14 protein-coding genes are annotated in these 19099 nt (G+C 49.3%); 4 read left to right on the forward strand and 10 right to left on the reverse strand.

All coding sequences use genetic code 11. The annotated features are described in order from the left end of the window. Nucleotides 1-66: 66 nt before the first annotated feature. Both IC229_RS11970 and IC229_RS11975 read right to left on the reverse strand, forming a co-directional pair. Nucleotides 67-1581: an arylsulfatase gene (locus tag IC229_RS11970; RefSeq protein WP_190887215.1), complete on the reverse strand. Its 1515-nt coding sequence runs from the start codon at nucleotides 1579-1581 to the stop codon at nucleotides 67-69. A 180-nt stretch (nucleotides 1582-1761) separates the two neighbouring features. Next, the gene (locus tag IC229_RS11975; protein ID WP_394355934.1) at nucleotides 1762-3144 is read right to left on the reverse strand and encodes a Gfo/Idh/MocA family protein; all 1383 of its coding nucleotides are present in this window, start codon (nucleotides 3142-3144) and stop codon (nucleotides 1762-1764) included. Between the two features lie 231 nt (nucleotides 3145-3375). Between IC229_RS11975 and IC229_RS11980 the strand changes: the two genes are divergently transcribed. Further along, nucleotides 3376-4398 carry a LacI family DNA-binding transcriptional regulator gene (locus tag IC229_RS11980; protein WP_190887216.1) on the forward strand — a complete coding sequence of 341 codons (1023 nt, stop codon included), beginning with the start codon at nucleotides 3376-3378 and terminating at the stop codon, nucleotides 4396-4398. A gap of 202 nt (nucleotides 4399-4600) precedes the next feature. Here the strand turns inward: IC229_RS11980 and kbl are convergent, their stop codons facing one another. Further along, the gene (kbl, locus tag IC229_RS11985; RefSeq protein WP_190887217.1) at nucleotides 4601-5809 is read right to left on the reverse strand and encodes a glycine C-acetyltransferase; all 1209 of its coding nucleotides are present in this window, start codon (nucleotides 5807-5809) and stop codon (nucleotides 4601-4603) included. Nucleotides 5810-5812: 3 nt separating this feature from the next. Beyond that, nucleotides 5813-6775, reverse strand: a complete 963-nt coding sequence (locus tag IC229_RS11990; protein ID WP_190887218.1) for an NAD-dependent epimerase/dehydratase family protein — start codon at nucleotides 6773-6775, stop codon at nucleotides 5813-5815. Between the two features lie 212 nt (nucleotides 6776-6987). On the opposite strand from IC229_RS11990, the gene IC229_RS11995 reads away from it, so the two are divergent. Continuing rightward, nucleotides 6988-7452 (forward strand): Lrp/AsnC family transcriptional regulator, encoded by a 465-nt coding sequence (locus IC229_RS11995; RefSeq protein ID WP_190887219.1) that lies wholly within the window; start codon nucleotides 6988-6990, stop codon nucleotides 7450-7452. Nucleotides 7453-7556: 104 nt separating this feature from the next. Here IC229_RS11995 and IC229_RS12000 read toward each other — a convergent pair whose 3' ends face one another. The 3 genes from IC229_RS12000 to IC229_RS12010 form a co-directional block, all read right to left on the reverse strand. After that, entirely contained in the window at nucleotides 7557-10028 is a 2472-nt protein-coding gene (locus IC229_RS12000; protein WP_190887220.1) for a hypothetical protein, read from the reverse strand. Between the two features lie 98 nt (nucleotides 10029-10126). Beyond that, nucleotides 10127-11806: a RagB/SusD family nutrient uptake outer membrane protein gene (locus tag IC229_RS12005; RefSeq protein ID WP_190887221.1), complete on the reverse strand. Its 1680-nt coding sequence runs from the start codon at nucleotides 11804-11806 to the stop codon at nucleotides 10127-10129. 38 nt (nucleotides 11807-11844) lie between these two features. Then, the gene (locus IC229_RS12010) at nucleotides 11845-14907 is read right to left on the reverse strand and encodes a SusC/RagA family TonB-linked outer membrane protein (RefSeq protein ID WP_190887222.1); all 3063 of its coding nucleotides are present in this window, start codon (nucleotides 14905-14907) and stop codon (nucleotides 11845-11847) included. Nucleotides 14908-15082: 175 nt separating this feature from the next. On the opposite strand from IC229_RS12010, the gene IC229_RS12015 reads away from it, so the two are divergent. Together IC229_RS12015 and IC229_RS12020 are read left to right on the forward strand one after the other, a co-directional pair. Beyond that, nucleotides 15083-16411, forward strand: coding sequence for a hypothetical protein (locus tag IC229_RS12015; RefSeq protein ID WP_190887223.1), 1329 nt, complete (start codon nucleotides 15083-15085; stop codon nucleotides 16409-16411). 18 nt (nucleotides 16412-16429) lie between these two features. After that, nucleotides 16430-16771 (forward strand): hypothetical protein, encoded by a 342-nt coding sequence (locus tag IC229_RS12020; protein WP_190887224.1) that lies wholly within the window; start codon nucleotides 16430-16432, stop codon nucleotides 16769-16771. Nucleotides 16772-16797: 26 nt separating this feature from the next. On the opposite strand, the gene IC229_RS12025 is transcribed toward IC229_RS12020, so the two are convergent. From IC229_RS12025 to deoC, 3 genes are all read right to left on the reverse strand, one after another. Beyond that, nucleotides 16798-16995, reverse strand: a complete 198-nt coding sequence (locus tag IC229_RS12025) for a hypothetical protein (RefSeq protein WP_190887225.1) — start codon at nucleotides 16993-16995, stop codon at nucleotides 16798-16800. Nucleotides 16996-17282: 287 nt separating this feature from the next. Beyond that, entirely contained in the window at nucleotides 17283-18197 is a 915-nt protein-coding gene (locus IC229_RS12030) for a sugar phosphate isomerase/epimerase family protein (protein WP_190887226.1), read from the reverse strand. A 116-nt stretch (nucleotides 18198-18313) separates the two neighbouring features. Continuing rightward, the gene (gene deoC / locus IC229_RS12035; protein ID WP_190887227.1) at nucleotides 18314-19072 is read right to left on the reverse strand and encodes a deoxyribose-phosphate aldolase; all 759 of its coding nucleotides are present in this window, start codon (nucleotides 19070-19072) and stop codon (nucleotides 18314-18316) included. Nucleotides 19073-19099: the final 27 nt, after the last annotated feature.

Here is a 19099-nt window from a genome sequence, read left to right on the forward strand (position 1 = left end):
TCAGATTTAGGAACTACGAACATACGCATTTTGTGGTATCAATCCTTCCCGGAATACCTAATGCAGTTACATACCTCCGGCAGTTACTTTAGGATTGACAATTTCCCACTCGTTGATGTGGGAAGGTACGTGTTCGCGCTGGACGATGGCGTCGAACTGCTTAACCAGGTCGGGATGCTGGGCCGCTACGTTGGTAGTTTCGCTTTCGTCTTTGCTCAGGTCGTAGAGTTCCCAAGAGGCTTTTCGGTTTTTACGTACATCCGTTTTTACCCCTTTCCAGTTACCTATTCGAACAGCCAGTTGCCCGCCTTTTTCGGGAAATTCCCAATAAATAAAATCGTGCTTCTTCTGCGGTTTCCCCAGCAACGTAGGTAGAAACGAAATACCGTCGGTTTTGAACGGCTGCCTGTAACCCACCAATTCGGCCAGGGTTGCCAGCAGATCGAACTGAACCGATACGTGGTCAGTCACTTGTCCAGCTTTGATTTTTCCGGGCCAGCGGGCCAGCATGGGCTCCCGAATACCTCCTTCATACACATCCATTTTCAATCCGCGCAATTTGCCTACGCTGTTGAAATAAGCTGCTTCGACGCCCCCGTTGAACGTAGCGCCGTTGTCGCTCGAAAACATCACGATGGTGTTGTCATCAAGTTTCAAGTCTTTCAGCAATTGCATCAACGTACCGATCTGCTTGTCCATGTATGTAATCATGCCCGCATACGTAGCACGCGGGTAGGGCGTCGAAGCATAGCTTTTCTGGCCTAGATACGGCGTATCATCAAACTTGCCAATGTATTCATTTACAGCCGATTCGGGGGCTTGTAGCGATGCGTGCGGAACAGTGAATGGCAAGTATAGAAAGAAGGGACGATCTTTAGTTGACTTCACAAACGCCTGCGCTTTCTGAGCCATTTTGTCGATGGCGTAGTCCTTTCCCCGGAAGTAAGCAAAAGCTTCTGGTGTAGCCGTTTCAGGGGTTAATTTCTTATGGACGTTGATAACTGGATTGTCAAGTTTGTCCCATTTACCGTTCTCCCAAAGATGAGTTGGGTAAAAGTTATGTGCCTGTTTCTGATCCAGATAGCCGTAGAAATAATCGAATCCCTGTTCATTTGGGTTGCCGGTCGTGTTAGCCATCCCCATGCCCCATTTGCCAATACAGGCGGTTTTATAACCCGACTGTTGCAGCATTTTCCCTACGGTAAACGCACCCGGATACAACGGCATTTGCCCCCCTTCGAGCGAATCAGGAAAGCCACCCATTTCGTAATTACCCCGGATGTAGGAATGGCCGCCGTGTTTGCCGGTCATGAGCATACATCGGGCGGGCGCGCACACGGGTGTACTCGTGTAATGCTGCGTGAAGCGTATCCCCTCACGGGCAATCTGGTCCAGATTAGGCGTTTTAATTTTTTGCTGCCCGTAACATCCCAGTTCTGCATATCCCATATCATCAGCGTAGATGTAGATGATGTTGGGCAGTTTGGCAGGGGGCGTATAGCTTGTAGATAGCCAGACAGTTATCAGGAAGGGAATAGTCAGGATAAGGGAAAAGCGTTTTGGGGCAAGAAGTTTTTCCATACGTATCATCCTGTTAATAAGAAACTTATTTCAGCTACCAGCACAAATAGAGCCGTTTTCTTAAAATGATGACGCGGCCATATCAATTTGGCCGCGTCATGCACGTAACCAACCTATTTACTTACCAAAATTTTAAATCTGTTTTACGTTTTTCACCGTGACATTCCTTTTGTCGGATCGTTAATAGATATCGTTAAGGCCGAAAATGGGCTTATTCGTTTTCCACTTGCCCCTCGTAAAATCGGGAATATCGATGGGTTTGCTCCCCTTGGCGATGCTCTCTTCCGATAGCGGACTGATGGCGCTCCAGGCCGCTGCGTCGTATACGTCGATAGGAGGAGCAACCTGATTTTTGATGGATTCGATAAAGCCACGTAGCACGAAGAAATCAATGCCACCGTGGCCCGCGTTTTGCGCTGTCTGGGCATGCTGTTTCCAGAGTGGGTGATCGTATTTATCCTGATACGTTGCAAATGGTTCCCAGGTGTGGGGTTTGGGGCTGAGGGGGTTGCCTTTCGCGTCTTCCAGATAAATCATTTTATTATCGTCCATCCAGATGCCCTGCGTACCCTGCGCCCGGAAACCCAGCGAATACGGACGTGGCGAATTCGTATCGTGAATAATCATGATATTCTCGCCGTTGGCGCATTCGACCATCGTGGTCACTACGTCGCCCAGTTTGAAGTTGACTTTTGCATTGGGGTGATTTTCACCGCCTTTGTCCACTACGTATTTGTGCAAACCCCGACTTTTGGTCGCCATTGAGGTCAGGCGGACAAACTGGTTACCCCGGTTGATGTTGAGCCAGTGCGCTACCGGCCCCAGTCCGTGCGTTGGGTACAGATCGCCGTTGCGGTCGACGGAGTGTTGCGTGCGCCAGCTTGCTTCCGAGTAGGCGTTTTTGCCAAACTCAGCACCCACGCCGTGGCCTTTGCCGTCGTTGAATTTGATGTTACGCAGATCATGTTCGTATCCGCAGTGCGCGTAGGTCATTTCGCCAAACATGCCCTGACGTACCATGTTCAGAATGGCCATAACGTCGCGCCTGTAGCAGACGTTCTCCAGAATCATGCAGTGCGACTTTGTCTTCTCATACGTATCGACCAAATCCCACGACTCTTTCAACGTAACGGTAGCCGACACTTCAACACCCGCGTATTTGCCAGCCTTCATGGTTGCAACGGCCATCGGTACGTGCCATTCCCAGGGCGTAGCAATCACTACCCCGTCGATGTCGTCGCGTTTGAGCATCTCCTGAAACGCTTCATCTCCTTTTGAATAAGCTACTGGTGCTTTTCGACCCGCCTTCTCGATCATGGAGTTGGTTTTGGCAATGGAATCGGCCGAAATGTCGCAGATGGCCGTAATCTCAACATCGTCGCGATAAAGCGCCTGACTTACATGACTACGACCACGCAAGCCAACACCGATAAAAGCCAGTCGTACTTTAGCCAGCGGGGCTGTCTGTGCAGCCGCCAGTGTTGTATTATATAAAGAAGGCAGAAAAGGCACGGCAGCGCTACTTAAAGCAGCAGTCCGAAGAAAAGAGCGACGGGTTGTCATTGTCAGAAGCGATTAAGGGATACGGAGAACGTATTGTTTACCGTGAAAAAGTGATTGTAAATTAGTCGTTATTTACCACTACGTCAACAGATAAGCGAGTATCCGGCAGCTTGTAAGTCCCATTTTGATTGCGCAAACGTTTGAATCAGGCTGTGCAAACGTTTGTCTAAAGCAGCAATTATTTTATATTTTGGCAGTCTCGCCAACTCGGTTTGATCAAATCCGCCGTCAATGAAAGAATTCATTACGATAAAGGAGATAGCTCGTCAATTACGTATCGCGCCGTCAACCGTATCGCGTGCCTTACAGGATAGCCCACGTATCAGCACGCAGACCAAACAGGCCGTGCGAAAATTAGCCGACCAGTTACAGTATTTTCCCAGTATAACCGCCCGAAATCTGCGGCAGGGCAAGACCGGGATTGTTGCCGTTGTGCTGCCCGAAATCCGCGAGAATTTCTTTTCTGAAGTTGTGAATGGCATTGAAGAAGTAGTCTTTGCCGCGCATTCTACGGTTGCGCTGTATCAGTCGCATGACCGCTACGACCGCGAAAAACAGATTCTGGAAACGCTGGCGTCGAACCAGGTCGATGGCGTATTATTGTCCGTCGCGAAGGAATCGCAGCAGTTCAACCATATTCAACGGTTGCTCGACCGACGAATTCCGGTAGTACTTCTGGATCGGATTCCGCCAAAAATCAATACGCATCAGGTCGAATGCAATATGGAGAAAGGCGCGTTTGAAGCCACCAAATGGCTGGCGCAACGGGGTTTTCAACGTATCGCGCTGTTGAATGGACCGCAGCCATTGGTAGCCAGCGAAGAACGGTACCGAGGCTACGTGAAAGCCCTGATTGAAGCAAATCTCTCGGTCGAAAACTCACTTATTAAACGCGTTGATTTAACCACCGCCGACATCACCGAGAAGATGAACCAGTTGCTGGATTCGGCCCGTCCAGATGCCGTACTGACGTTCAATGATTACGTAGCACTCGATGCCATGCAGGTGTGCCGAAGTCGGGGGAAACGTATCAATCAGGATATTTCGTTCGTCAGTTTTGCCAATCTACCGCTTACTACGTATCTGGAGTATCCACCACTCGCTTCGGTGGAGCAGCATCCCTACAAAATCGGCTTTACAGCGGCTGACATTTTAATAAAAATCAACGATGGTACGTTGAACGGGTCTGAACTGCAAAAAATCGTTCTGGAACCGGAATTGGTTGTAAGTGAAGGAAGAATTAAGGAGTTGTAAGGTTGTCCACGAACCTGTTTAAACGTAGGTTTAGAAGCCGGTATTGTCATGCTGACGCAGGAAGCATCTTAACGTTTCATAATGTATTTGAAGGATACGTTAAGATGCTTCCTGCGTCAGCATGACAAAAGCACTCATTTGCGAACTTGTTCTTAAAAGTCTAAACAGGTTCGAGGGCAACTCGATAACCCTACAAATCCGCTTATTTCACCAGTTCCGGTACTGAAATAACGCCCAACTCCTGCCCTACTTTTGTAAACGCAGCCACAGCTTTTTCCAGATGTTCAGGCTCATGACCCGCCGAAATCTGCACCCGTATCCGAGCTTTGCCGTTGGGTACAACCGGGTAGAAAAATCCAATTACGTAAATGCCTTCTTCGAGTAGTCGGGCAGCGAATTTTTGCGCCAGCGGAGCATCGTAGAGCATGATTGGCACAATCGGGTGTTCACCGGGAAGGATATCGAAACCGGCGGAAGTCATGGCTTCGCGGAAGTATTTCGTGTTCGACTCCAGTTTATCACGTAGCGCCGTTGACCCTTGCAGCATATCGAGCACTTTCAACGAAGCACCCACAATCGTTGGCGCTAACGTATTGGAAAACAGATACGGACGCGACCGTTGACGTAGCAGTTCAACAATTTCCTTACGAGCTGCTGTAAACCCACCCGACGCACCGCCCAGCGCTTTTCCGTACGTACCGGTGATGATATCGATACGTCCTAATACGTTCCGGAATTCGGGCGTACCGCGACCGGTTTTGCCCATGAATCCGCTGGCGTGGCATTCATCAACCATCGTCATCGCCCCGTATTGATCGGCCAGATCGCAGATTTTATCGAGTTGGGCAATTGTACCGTCCATCGAGAAAACGCCGTCCGTCACGACCAGAATACGACGTGAAGCCGAAGCCGCTTTTAACTGCGCTTCCAGATCGGCCATGTCGTTGTGTTTATAACGAAACCGTTTCGCCTTGCACAACCGAATCCCATCGATGATCGACGCATGGTTCAGTTCGTCGGAAATGATGGCATCCTGTTCGCCCAGCAACGGTTCAAAAACACCACCGTTGGCATCGAACGCAGCAGCGTAGAGGATGCAATCTTCGGCCCCTACAAATTCGGCCGTTCGCTGTTCCAGTTCCTTATGAATGTCCTGCGTACCACAGATGAAACGTACCGACGACATGCCAAAACCGTGCGTATCCAACGTATCATGAGCAGCCGCCACTACGTCGGGATGCGACGACAAGCCGAGGTAATTATTGGCACAAAAATTCAAAACTTCGCGCCCGCCGTGAATGGCAATCACCGACGACTGGGGTGACACGATGATACGTTCGGACTTATACAGACCGGCTTCTTTGATGCCGTCCAACTCCTGCTGAAGTTGTTCTTTGATCGTTCCGTACATAGTTTAATGTGTTGCGACAAGCGGCTGATAAACCGGTGTCAGATGAGTAATCATTTCCTCCGTCATGCGCGGCAGATCGAAGGCGGGTTTCCAGCCCCAATCCTGCTCGGCTACCGAATCATCGATGGTTTTGGGCCACGAATCGGCAATGGCCTGACGGAAATCAGGTTTGTAATACGTAACAAAATCTGGGAAATACGTCTGAATTTCAGCCGTTAATTGGGCAGGTGTAAAACTCACACCGGCCAGATTATAGGAAGTACGTATCGAAATTTTTGCTTCGGGCGCATCCATCAACTCCAACGTAGCACGTAATGCATCGTCCATGTAGATCATCGGAAGCAACGTATCTTTCGACAGAAAACACTCAAAATTGTGCCCCTGAACGGCTTCGTGGAAAATAGCTACGGCGTAATCGGTTGTGCCTCCACCGGGCATCGACTGGTAGCTGATTACGCCCGGATAACGTAGCGAGCGAACGTCGAGGCCATACCGTTTGTGGTAATACATCGACCAGTTTTCGGTAGCTACTTTACTGATACCGTAAACGGTAGCCGGGTCCAGAAACGCCATTTGCGGGGTTTCGTACTTAGGCGCATGTTCGCCAAAAGCCGCAATCGAGCTCGGAATAAACACTTTTTTGACCTTGTTCAGCCGGGAAACTTCCAATACGTTGAGCACGGTCTGCATGTTCAGATTCCAGGCCCAGAGCGGGTCGCTTTCGCCTTTTGCCGACAATACGGCCGCCAGATGATAAATCTGCGTGACGCGATATCGACGGACAACTTCGGTTAAGGCTTCGGGTTTGGTGGCGTCGAGTAGTTCGAAAATTCCCTGCTCAGTTTGCGGTTTGCGGAGGTCGGCCGCAATGACGTGATTTTGGCCGAATTGGGCTTGAAGCAGGGGGATAAGGGCCGTACCGATCTGCCCATTTGCTCCGATAACTAAAATGCTTTCTCGTTTCATAGCCAATGAATTGAACCTTTGAAAACGGATACTAAGAGCTAAACTATTTTTATTAATGAAGTGCAATCTAATTACGGCACAAAGTTATATTTACCGATAATTCACAGATACTATTCAAAAAAATTAGAAAATATTATTGTTAAAGCTAACTTTCACCAAGAAAATCACTGATTAGGCTTACTACTCTATTTATTCATAGAAATTTTTTCGGCATGGAAACCCTGGACGACCTTGATAAGAAGCTACTCAGGCTATTACAGAAGGATGCAAAGCTGACCACAAAGGAACTGGCGGCTCAACTTGGGCTTACTTTATCACCTGTTTATGAACGTATTAAACGGCTTGAAGGGCTGGGCTTTATCAAACAATACGTTGCTGTTCTGGACAAAAGTTTGTTAGGACAGCCCATCACTACGTTCTGCCAGGTGTCGATGCGCTACCACGACCAGGGCTTTATCAATAATTTTGAACAGGAAGTGCAGAAGCTCGAAGAAGTGCAGGAATGCTATCACATGGGCGGCCAGGTCGATTTCCTGCTCAAAATTCACGTCGGTAGCCTGGCCGAATACCACGATTTTGTCAAGAACAAACTCTCTCAGATTGAGAACATTGGTGTATTAAACAGTACGTTCGTGCTCAAGGAAATCAAGCACAATCTGGGGTATCATATTCCTTAATTTTAGCTGGGGCAGAGATGCACAAAGGCAACATAGAGTTACAGGGAGAAATATCTCTGTAACTCTATGTTGCCTCTGTGCATCTCTGCCCCAGCTAAACCTAACTACTTATACTCCAGCAACGTAGTAGCCTCGCAAGCCTTATCCGTTTTAAACCGAACCCAACGAGCCTGAAAATCAGCAGGAAAAACGTAATTAACTGTTTTCCCAGCCGGAACTGAAATCGTCTTATAATTCATCCAGACACCCGTTCCAACTGGGTCCGCTTCGATGGTGAACGTAACGGGTGTAGTGGCTTTGTGCGACAGTTGCAAACTCCGTTGGTCATAAAAGCCAATTAAATACGGGTCCGATGCTACATTCGCGTTCACGGACGTAGCATTCCAGGGGCCACCGTGACCCGTTGGTTTGCCGAGTTTCCAGAGATCATCGATGGCACCGGCCCAGATGGCAGCTTTTTTGTCATCCGATACGATAACGTGCTCATTTTTAGCAGCTACGTTCAGATCGACACCCGTCATGACCAGCAGTCCACGATAGGAAGCGTAGTCGTTGATACGTAGGTTGTGCGACGAAACCGGCCGGATTTTGGCGTAGCCATCAGCATTTTCGGCGGGTAATTCATAGAACGTACCATGGCAATTGAGCAGGTCGCGCTCGGTAGCCACTTCCCGACAGATACGTAATGCCGCCTGATTCGTAAGTTCCGTAAACGAGTTGTTACCTAACGGAAGACGCCAGCGACGGCCTTTGTCATCAACAATCAGCACACTCGATTTATCAATCGTCACTACGTTTTGCGGAATGGCGAATTTGCTCTTAATAAAACTCTGATCCTCAGAACTTTCTTTCCGGACCAGTTTCATATCACTACTCAATTCATAGTAGCCAACATCAGTCGATTTTCCGTCCTGATACGTCTGCGCAGCCAATGCAAGCGCTCGGCGATTTTTTCCGAGCCCATACATTAACCCGCCCAACGTATTGGACGACGCTACGTTACTAAGACCAGCAAATATAGAGTTGGACGTAGTACTGCGTGTATCATTGGCCGAATATGTAAACTGAGCCGATACGTTGGTGGCCTTGTCCGATTTGACGCGAATCCACTCACCCGGTGCGTTTGCGGGAAAAGCGATAAAAGCTGATTTGTTTGCACCAACGCTCGTGGTTTGTAACGTAGTCCAGTCGCCTTTGCCAATTTTGTCAACTTCGAACGTAATGGTTACGTCGGATTCACCATTGTTCTGAACCCAGGCCGACCGATTGGCCCAACCCGCAAACAGGAATGGCTCCGATGGCTCCGCTGCTTTAACATTTTCCTTCAGCCAGACAGCACCTTCAGCCGTGTTAGGACCAAGTTGATCAGGCAGATTAAGCGGGGTAAACCAGAGATTTGAATTCGACTGGCCGGGGCCTTCAATATTGCCTTTCGTTTTCCGTTTATTCAGGAATTCTTTCTGCGCCGAATCGTCGCAGCCAAACACGAGTTGGTTATTCCAGCGCGTAAAATCACCGATTACTTTCAGATACGATGTTCGGGGGCGAATGCCAGCCGTATTTGATGCTGTGAACGTACCAGGAAATTGCCAGAACATTCCGTGCATCGTCATCAGATAATCAGGTTTTTGTTCGGAACCAATGTCACGTATACGCGGCCATTCTGTATTCCAGCCGTGTGCGCCATCGTAGCTATGACTGGCTTTAGGAAGTCGAAAAAAATGCCAGCCAGTTGCCTTATTACGTACGCCCAGCAACACTGATTTGTGGTCCCAGCCGGTAGCCCAGATAGGGTCGGTTTCGGGATTTTTGTTGCCATAAATACCGCCTGGACCCGTCACTTCCACAAACTGATTCCGACGTACCACTTTCCAATCTTTCCCGTCCCATTCCGACAACGAGCCAGCATCAATGTCGAACTGTACCAGTGCCTGAGAACCCGGTTCGCCATTGTTCGAATACACCATAACGCCCTGGCTCGAATACACACCTTTGCCATGGGCCCCCGGTAGTAAGGAGTTTTGTTGGTTATTCGTTACGTCGTCCTCTTTTTTATGGCGAACATTCCCGTCTTCATACAACATAGTCGGTGTCAGACTAGTAACGTCGACTTCATAAAAGCCTTCTTCCATCGTACCGTAATAGATTTTCCCTTTTGGGTCAGTCAGATGGCGGGCGTTTCCGGTGTGTCGACCTGGCATCGTTTTGTACGGAATCGTCCGAACTTGGGCCTGAGCATCAATGGCATAGGGGCCAATAAACAACTGACTACTTTCCGGATGAACCATCCGATTGGCGGGTGTTCCACCAACGCTTTCACTACGAACAATCTGCTTTAAATCGGGAGTGATTTCGTATAACTTATCCGACGATCCGAACGGCAAATGCGGCCCGTACGTAACAACCCAGAGTTTACCTGCCCAGGGAACCACCGCCCCTGTACCGCACTCACCCTCATTGTTATACATGGCCAACTGCGGGTAAATGCCACTGTAGGAAGGCGTTTTTTTTGATTGGGCCTGCACACAACCCAGCAGCCAGCCAACCAGCGAGGCCGTAAGAATATATTTTTTCATCCGAAAATCAGTTGTATAAGTATGATGTAAGGTATAGGATATATAATGCAGGATGTCAATAGGCGTACTACGTCATACTTCCTACATCATACATCTAATCAATAACCGGGATTCTGGGTAATATTGGTATTAACCCGTCGTTCGACGGCGGGAATTGGCCAAAGGTACTGGCGACTTTTATCGAATTTACGGTCAATCAGGTTTTTTACGTCGACCCCGAAGCCCGTGTAACTGGCGATACCGTCATCATCAATCGGTGTAACGCCGGGGAATGGCCATTTGGCGCGATTCTGAGCAGCCGGATCTGGCAGGCCGATTACAGGTGTCACAAGTGCTTTTTCAGCCAGTTGCCAACGTATCAAATCCATGTAACGTAGTCCTTCCCGCACGAACTCAACCCGCCGTTCGCGCCGTACAATCTGACGTAACGTAGCAGCATTTGTCGACGTAACAGCCGGATACGCAGTGGTTTGCCCGATAGCCACACCGTACGCCCGTGCTCTGACCTGATTAATTGCACTCAGCACACTGGCATCCGTTTCGCCCAGCTCGATCTTGGCTTCTGCGTACGTGAGCAATATTTCGGCGTACCGAAAAATGATGGCGTCGTTATCTTCCACCCGGCGGTCTGCCCAGGTTTGGTCAATACCTTTTTTCCAGACAAACCCTGTATAGCTGGCAAACGCGGCTACTGCACGACTATCGTTGTTCGTTACACGTCGCCCCAATTTTGAACTAAAAATCATCAGTGAATCAGGATGTGGCGTGTAATTGTAACCGAGCCACTGCGTATTGAACTCAACCACCGTAGCGGTAAGCCGGGGATCACGATTTCTGAACGGCGCTTTCGGGTCATACAAAGGTGACTCGTCAATGGGCTTCCCGTCCGTACATTCAAATGCATCGACAAGTTCGCGGGTCGGCAGTTGCGCGCCAAAACCGCCCGCATTTCGGGTAATATTATCCTGAACATAAGCGGCTGCACCAAATACCTGTAGTTTTTCATCGCGAGGTATGCTGATAATCAGTTCCCGGCTGGTTTCGCCATCTTTTAGAAATAGCTGTGCAAAGCTGCTGTGCAGGCTATAACCCGACGCACCTAACTGCATAACGGCGTTAGCAGATTCTTTGGCAATCGCCCATTTGCCCATGTAGAGCGCGGTACGGGCTTTAATAGCCAGCGCAGCACCTTTTGTCAGTCGCTTTATGTCGGCGGCAGCGTACGATACGGGCAAATTCGTGGCGGCAAAATCCAGCTCTTTGAACACGAAATCCAGAATTTCGTCTTTACTGGTACGTTTAACGCCGTACGACTCTTCCAACAGAATCGGCTCAGTCAGAAATGGTACGTCGCCAAAATGCGTGATCAATCGCGAATACTGATATGCCCGAATCAGTCGCATTTCAGCTTCCAGACGTAGCAAAATAGTGGCGGGTGTGTTGGCAGCTGCCTTGTCTTTATTTGCCAGAAAAGAGTTGGCGCGGGCGATGGCTTTGTACGAATTGAGCCAGAATGTCTGTACAGAGCTGTCATCCGCATTCATGGTGCCGCCAATAACGGCGTTGGTAAGCTGGCCTCGGTGCCATTCGTTGTCGCTGAACAGTTCGTTGTCATTGCCCCAGAATGCCAGACGATACAAGTCATTCACGGCCAGTTCAAGCTCGGTCTGGTTAGAATAGAACGTACCAGTCGAAGCTTCGGAAGGGGGATTCAAATCCAGCGTATGGCAGGCCGATAATCCGGCCGATAAGGCTAGTAGATAAACAAGTTTTTTCATGTGTGATAAGATCGCAGTAAGTGATACGTAGCGGTTCATTAGAACTTAATCGTAGCCCCGGCCAGCAGGGTCGTCACAATTGGGTAGGCGTAGTTACCAGACTCAGGATCAAGGTATTTAGGAAATTTACTAACCGAGAACAGATCATTGGCCGATACGTAGAGACGTAGCGTTTGTACGCCTGCCCGTTTCATAAGATCGTTTTTCAGCGTATACCCTAACGTAATGTTTTTCGTCCGGAAATAAGAACCATTGATCAGCCAGTAATCCGATAAGGCGTAGTTCGACGCATTGGAGGTACGCGAGAGCCGGGGAAACGTAGCAAGCCGATTTTGCTCGGCTGTGTTGTTCAGGCTCCAGAACTTCCCGACCATGTCGGCGGGCATATTTCCGAAAGCTTCTGCAAACGGTTGGTTGACTTCAGCTGGCAGCCGCGACTGGCGTTTTCCGACGCCCTGAAACGCTACCGAAAAATCGAAGCCCTGATAGTCAAGTCGGATATTTCCGCCATACAGATAGCGGGGCAGCGAGCCGCCAAGCAGTACTTTATCGTCGGTTGTAATCTTACCGTCTTTGTTTGTATCAACGTAACGCACATCGCCGGGTTTGGTCGTTGCCGTCAGCACGGGGGCGCCGGAAAGTTCGTCCTGTGTTTGAAAAAGCCCCGCCGACCGATACCCAAACCATTCGTTGTATTCACTGCCATTTCGCGTAACCATATCGCCCAGAAATTCAGTGCCTTTCAAATCGCCGACAGTCGAGCGAGCGTCCGATAAATTAGCTGCTACCGAATACGTCAGTTTGCCAACCCGGTCGCGCCAGCCCAGTTCCAGCTCCCAACCGCGCACGTTCATGACGCCCGCGTTCTGGTTGGGTTTATCATAGCCGATATAGAGCGGAATGTCGAGAGGCAGCAGAATATTTCGGGTTTGTTTCTGGTAATAATCTGCGGTAACTGTCAGTCGATTATTCAGGAAAGCAGCGTCAAGTCCTACGTCTGTAGTCCGGCTGGTTTCCCAGGTAATGTTTTCAACCGCGTAGACTTGCTGCCCCGCGCCGGTTAGTGGCACTACGCTACCGTTCTGGTAAAACAGTGCCTGCGAAAAATCGACGGTGGCCTGATAGGGATAGTAAGCCGGATTGTTATTCCGGTCAAGCAGCCGTTCGTTACCGGCTTCTCCCCAGGACCCACGCAGTTTCAGGAACGACAGCCAGTTGTTATTCTTCAGAAAACTTTCTTCCGATAACGTCCAGCCGACCGACACCGACGGAAACACCGCCTGCCGATATTGGGAAGCAAAACGCGACGAGCGGTCAGAACGTAAATTTCCCTGAATGAAGTACTTGTCTTTAAAATTGTATTGCAGTCGGCCAAAGAAAGAATGCAATCCCGAAGCATCAGCGCTACCCAAATTGTCCCGCAATTCCGTCGAACCGGCGTTTAAATAAGGGAAATCGGTCAGCGCAAAACCGCCCCGCGACGCGTTTAGCGATTCATACGAGCGGTAGTTTTCTTCAAAGCCAACCAATACGTCCACTGAGTGTACACCCTTGATTTCTCTGGCATAATTGGCCAGTAATTGCCCGTTCACCGAAAAGCCTTCGGTACGTCCTTCCGACAACGTAGTGCGGGCCTGATTGACCACTGTGCTCAACGTACCGTTTGGGTTGGTAAAGCGAATCTGCTTCGAGAAATATTTGCTCTTGTCCAGATCAAAAACAGGTGCGACCAGTGCCGTCAGCGTCAGCCCATTGATGGGTTTGTAGTTAAACAACATCCGACCGCCAATCTGGTTCGAGCGGGTTTGCGAGAAGCCCCCATCCCGAATCTGAGCCAGCGGATTGCGACCATCTTTCCCCAGCGCCAGTCGCCCATCTGAATAAACATCGTCGTAAATCGGTGGCATTACCCGTGCTTCGTAAATGGGGTTAAACGCGTTGCTGGATAAAAGCTCATTCGCGTTGCCATCGTTGTTGGTACGTTTGAAAAATACGTCGAGGTTCACATTTACTTTATCATTTACCTGCAAATCGTTGTTGACCCGAAACAGGTAGCGTTCATACTTCCGGTTGTCATAAAACGCGCCCGCATTCGAATAACCCAGCGAGGCTTTTGTCTTGATTTTTCCCGTACCCATCGTAAAAACCAGATCGTGACGGATACGGGGTGCGGTGCTACGTGTCAGGATTGCTTTCTGCCAGTCGGTATTCGGAAATCGATCAGGGCTGACCCGGTTGCTGTCGAGATACGACGTAATGAGCGCCTGCGAATAGGGACCGGTGCTGGCTCCGTCGTTGGTCGATTGCTCGTTAAAGTACCGCATGTAGTCCTGCACACCGACGTAGCTTGGCTGAGCCGTTGGTCGCTGAATGCCATATTCGTAATTATACTCCAGACTGCTTTGGCCATTTTTGGCCCGTTTCGTCGTTACCAGAATAACGCCTGCTGCGCCCCGTGAGCCGTAAATAGCGGCCGATGACGCATCTTTCAACACCGTAATATTCTCTACGTCGTTCGGGTTTACATTGTCGATGCTGCTCACCGGCACGCCGTCCACAATCACCAGCGGACTATTGGTACCGATGGTGGTAATGCCCCGAATCAGAATGCTGGAGCTGGAACCCGGCGCGGCACTGCTACGTGTCACCGACACTCCGGCGATACTTCCCTGCAAGGCTTCGGAAATCTGAATAGTCTGTCGGCCAGCCACTTCCTGAGAGCCAATGGTGGAGATAGCTCCCGTCAGGTCTTTTTTCTTCTGCGTACCGTAGCCGACTACCACGACTTCTTCCAGCGAATTGTCGTTGGGCTTCAAACTGACGTTTAAAGTGGCCTGATCAGCAACGTTAACTTCCTGAGTTTGATAGCCAACGAAGGAGAACGTAACGGCTACGGGTCCCGCATCCGGAATGGCCAGTTTGTACTGCCCGCTGGCATCGGTGACGGTTCCGCGCTGGGTTCCTTTCACCACAATACTAACGCCCGGTAAATCCTTGGTCGCTTCATCGGTCACCTTACCGGAAATCTGACGCGTCTGCGCCCACGAAGTCGATAAGTTGTACAGAAAAAGCGCACAGAATAATAAAAGTTTGTGTCGCATAATTTTTCGATATTTATGATTTCTTGCTCTCCCGAAATGAAAAGCAATCGAGGAAAAATTGGAGATGACAAATTTAAAATTGGATTATGCCTTGTTCCAGCGAGCCATCCTGACCATTTGTTTAATCAAAATTCTGGACAAGCAAACTAGTTGATAGACAGACTTTTAGAACCTGATGATCGCGGAAAATGGACAAGGTAAAGCGGACTATTACGAGTACCTCGACCGCTGTTGCCAGTTAATCAGTGAGACGTACGGGAAGCCCAATCGGGCTGAATGGACCAACAGCGACTACGTCCGGCTGAGCAATATTCTTTTCCGGACCACCAAAGTGCAGATTAGCCCCAATACGTTGAAGCGTATTTTTGGCAAGATCAAGACCGACTCGCGCTATTATCCGCAAAAAGCCACCCGCGATGCCATGGCCAGCTACGTCGGTTATTCTGGTTGGGATCACTACGTTCAGGTGCAGGAATTAGCCGAGAAAACGGTGGCCCGAATCCCAAAACCGTCCGTCGAAATCGCCATCCCGGCTCTTCCGGCAATTCCATCACGGCAGCCCGTTCGCAGGAGAAATTGGCTTGTGCTGGTATTGATCACTGCTACGTTGGCCGTGGCGCTGGCGATTATTCTGACCATGCAGCAAACCGAGTCGGACGTATCAGCGCAACTCATTTGCCGAAACCCACTGGGCGAAAATCCGCACTCGGCAGTTTTCGAAATTCGCCGGTCTGCTCCGGATGAGTCGGCGACGTACCGAATTCAATTTGGCGATGGGAAACGTCGGAATATGGACGTAGCAGATAGCGTATATACACATTATTACGAGCGCCCTGGTCGCTATTTTGCCATCCTGGAACGTAATGGAAAGCCTATGGACACGGCGACCGTTTATTTGCAGACAAAAGGCTGGACGGTGACCGCCAATATGATGCACGACAGCAGCCGGGTTTATCCGATTGAGGTTCATAACCTTTTTACCAACGGCCAACGTAGCGTGAGTGCGCAGGAAGCCGCCCACGCCGGCGTCGATACCAACCGCACGTTTTTTATGGAGTTTATCAATAGCCAGCCGACAGGTATCGACGGTGATAATTTCGAGTTAATCACCCACGTAAAAACCTCGCCCGACCGAGCAGGCGTTAGGTGTTCGCAGGTTGGTATTACGGTTTGGGGAGAATCATCGCAGCATATGTTCGATGTCATGAAACCCGGCTGTGTACACTGGATCGATCTGCAAACCTCCGAAGTGTTCAAGAGCGGTCAACGTGACGATTTAAATTTTCTAGGTGCTGATTTACGTACGGGCGGAATGATACGTCTGAAAGTCGTCGATAAAAAAGCCCGGATTTTCATCAACAATCGTAAAATTTACGAAGCTCGTTACCAAAAATCACTACGTCGCGTTTACGGCGTTCGGATTCAGTTCGCGGGTATCGGGACGGTGGATTCGTTTGAATTGAGGAATTTGAAAACGAAAGAAGCGTTCCCGGGAAATTTTTAAGCAATCAATTCACTACGTATGAATCTTCCCGAAGACGTTTGCAAATGCCACAAACCGCCCATTTATTACGGTGACTATACCAGTACGTTCGTGGGCGTCGATGAGACCAATGAGCGCTTCGCCGACGTAGCGATTGAAACCTGTCGGCATTGTGGTACGGCCTGGATAACGTATCAAGTGGAATCAGAAGCGTTCGAACGGTCGGGCCGGTGGTTCAGAGGGATATTAACGGCTGCAAAGCAGGAAATTCGACCGGAGGACGTAGTGACCTATCTCGAACAGTTAGATTGGTACATCTACGGCGGCTCCTATTTTGGTTCGTCGGGAACGTATGATCACGGCAAAGTGTGGGTCGATTGAACGTATCACTAGCCTTTATCGGGCAACTATATAGGCTCTCCTTTTAGAATTAATACTACGTAGTGTCCCTCGTCGTCTTTCCCATACATGACGTAATCGACCGTATACGTCATTCCATAGATGGTAGCCCATTGTTTCTCTGTAAACTTCGAAAATGGGAGCGCAAATGGATCCATTAATTCTTCAATACGTACCTGTTCCCGCTCACGGGGTACAAATGGCATAGGTTCAACCCAAAAATCGGGTAGTTCCTCATACTCTGGATTAGACTTTATGTACTCAGAGAAAGTACTAATATTTGTCCGTATCAGGTTCATCAAGTTGTAGAGTTGTAGCTATTTCGCCTTTTCTTTAAGAGCCATTTTTGTCATGCTGAGGCAGGAAGCATCTTAAAATACCCCTACTAGTTTGTCTGGATACATTAAGATGCTTCCTGCCTCAGCATGACAAAAACGCTCATTTTAGTCTTGTGCTTGAAAGTTCAAATATTCTCGAACATAACCTTACAACCCTACAACACCAAAAACTGGCTCAGGTAATTTCGGGCGGTTAGAATAGCTGTTTGCACATCGTCCGGGCTTCCCTCAAAAGCTTTGTCTTCTACTTCAATGCAGACGGGGCCACGGTAACGAACATCAGTCAGCGCTGCGAAGAAATCACGCCAGCGCACGTCGCCCAGGCCGGGAAGCTTGGGCGAGTGATACTCCAGCGGATTCGCCATACTACCAACTCGATTTAGTTTATCGCGATATAGCTTAACGTCTTTTAGGTGGATGTGGTGCAGCCTATCCCGGTACTGGTAAATAGGTTGAATTTCATCCATTATTTGCCAGATCAGGTGGCTGGGGTCGTAGTTGAGGCCCAAAACGCGCGACGGAATAATCTCGAACATTTTATCCCAGATGGCGGGTGTTGTCGCCAGGTTTTTACCGCCCGGCCATTCGTCATCCGTGAACCACATGGGGCAGTTTTCGATGCCGATTTTCACATTACACTCTTCCGCAACTTTCACAATGCCAGGCCAATGCTCGGCGTAGAGTTTCAAATTATCGGCGATGCTCAGCGTTGGATTTCGGCCAATAAATGTATTGACTACCGGAACGCCAAGTTTGGCAGCACCGCGAATCACTTTCTTGATATGTTCCCGGTAAAATTCAGCCTGCTCAGGGTTTGGGTCGAGCGGATTGGGGTAGTAACCCAAACCCGAAATACTGATGTGATGCAGTCGGGTTAGCGTATGAATCTGGTCGATATTCAGGTTATCGACGTCAATGTGCGTTACGCCAGCGTAGCGTCGGGCGTCGGCGTTGCCCGTTGGCCAGCACATGATTTCAACGCATTTAAATCGATGTTCTGCTGCAAATGTGAGAACGCCATTCAGGTCATAATCGGCCAGAATTGCCGATACAAAGCCAAGGTTAAGCATGATTTTAGAAAATTTGCGGATGCAAGGTAAAAGCTATTTCGATAACGTAGCGGTTCGGAATAGTCATTCCCGTTACGTTCATTTTCTGGTTTAATACGTTATAGCCGGACTGATAATCAGTACCCTTTGGTATCGAAAACAGGAGCACCGGAAGCACCGGCACCAAAGCGTCGATACGCTTCTTCCATAATTGCTGCCGTAGACGAAGTTCCCACGCGTAATACACCCATCTCCTTGCCTTTCAGCAACTCATCGAGCGTACGAACGCCACCAGATGCTTTCACCTTTACGTTCGGACCAGTGTGATCGAGCATGAGCCGCAAATCATGTTCGGTAGCGCCCCTGTAGTCGTATTTGCTATCACTGCCTTTCACAAATCCGAAACCCGTCGACGTTTTGACAAACTCCGCTCCTACTTCCGTACAGATTTGACAGAGCTTGATTTTATGAGCATCATCGGGCAAAAAATCGTTCTCGAAAATCACTTTCAGAATCACTACGTTCGCTTTGCAGGCGTCGTGAATCGCCTGAATTTCATCCTGTACAAAACCCCAGTTTTCGCCCAAAACTTTACCAATATTTACGACCATATCGATTTCAACGGCTCCATCCCGGCAAGCCTGTACGGTCTCGGCTACTTTGATGGCGGTTGCGTTACTGCCATGCGGAAAGCCAATTACTGTACCTACCATTACGTCGGAACCCGCCAGCAATTCGGCCGCCAACGGAACAGCGTATGGCTTAATGCAAACCGACGCTACGTTGTATTTCAGCGCCAGTTCGCAACCCTCGCGCAGTTCGTCGTCGGTCAGAGTTGGGTGAAGCAGCGCATGGTCAATCATTTTGGCAATCTCACGAATCAACGTTGCACTCATTGTAGACGTTATAAAGTTGTACGGTTA

The sequence above is a fragment of the Spirosoma profusum genome, from assembly GCF_014699005.1.
GTDB classification, from domain to species: domain Bacteria; phylum Bacteroidota; class Bacteroidia; order Cytophagales; family Spirosomataceae; genus Spirosoma; species Spirosoma profusum.

Excerpts from the sequence above, each read along its gene's own strand:
- IC229_RS12015 (WP_190887223.1), top strand. The coding sequence starts at position 15,083 with ATGATCGCGGAAAATGGACAAGGTAAAGCGGACTATTACGAGTACCTC.
- IC229_RS11990 (WP_190887218.1), bottom strand. The coding sequence starts at position 6,775 with ATGAAACGAGAAAGCATTTTAGTTATCGGAGCAAATGGGCAGATCGGT.
- IC229_RS12005 (WP_190887221.1), bottom strand. The coding sequence starts at position 11,806 with ATGAAAAAACTTGTTTATCTACTAGCCTTATCGGCCGGATTATCGGCC.
- IC229_RS11995 (WP_190887219.1), top strand. The coding sequence starts at position 6,988 with ATGGAAACCCTGGACGACCTTGATAAGAAGCTACTCAGGCTATTACAG.
- IC229_RS11975 (WP_394355934.1), bottom strand. The coding sequence starts at position 3,144 with ATGACAACCCGTCGCTCTTTTCTTCGGACTGCTGCTTTAAGTAGCGCT.
- kbl (WP_190887217.1), bottom strand. The coding sequence starts at position 5,809 with ATGTACGGAACGATCAAAGAACAACTTCAGCAGGAGTTGGACGGCATC.
- IC229_RS11970 (WP_190887215.1), bottom strand. The coding sequence starts at position 1,581 with ATGGAAAAACTTCTTGCCCCAAAACGCTTTTCCCTTATCCTGACTATT.
- IC229_RS12010 (WP_190887222.1), bottom strand. The coding sequence starts at position 14,907 with ATGCGACACAAACTTTTATTATTCTGTGCGCTTTTTCTGTACAACTTA.
- deoC (WP_190887227.1), bottom strand. The coding sequence starts at position 19,072 with ATGAGTGCAACGTTGATTCGTGAGATTGCCAAAATGATTGACCATGCG.
- IC229_RS11980 (WP_190887216.1), top strand. The coding sequence starts at position 3,376 with ATGAAAGAATTCATTACGATAAAGGAGATAGCTCGTCAATTACGTATC.
- IC229_RS12025 (WP_190887225.1), bottom strand. The coding sequence starts at position 16,995 with ATGCCATTTGTACCCCGTGAGCGGGAACAGGTACGTATTGAAGAATTA.
- IC229_RS12030 (WP_190887226.1), bottom strand. The coding sequence starts at position 18,197 with ATGCTTAACCTTGGCTTTGTATCGGCAATTCTGGCCGATTATGACCTG.
- IC229_RS12000 (WP_190887220.1), bottom strand. The coding sequence starts at position 10,028 with ATGAAAAAATATATTCTTACGGCCTCGCTGGTTGGCTGGCTGCTGGGT.
- IC229_RS12020 (WP_190887224.1), top strand. The coding sequence starts at position 16,430 with ATGAATCTTCCCGAAGACGTTTGCAAATGCCACAAACCGCCCATTTAT.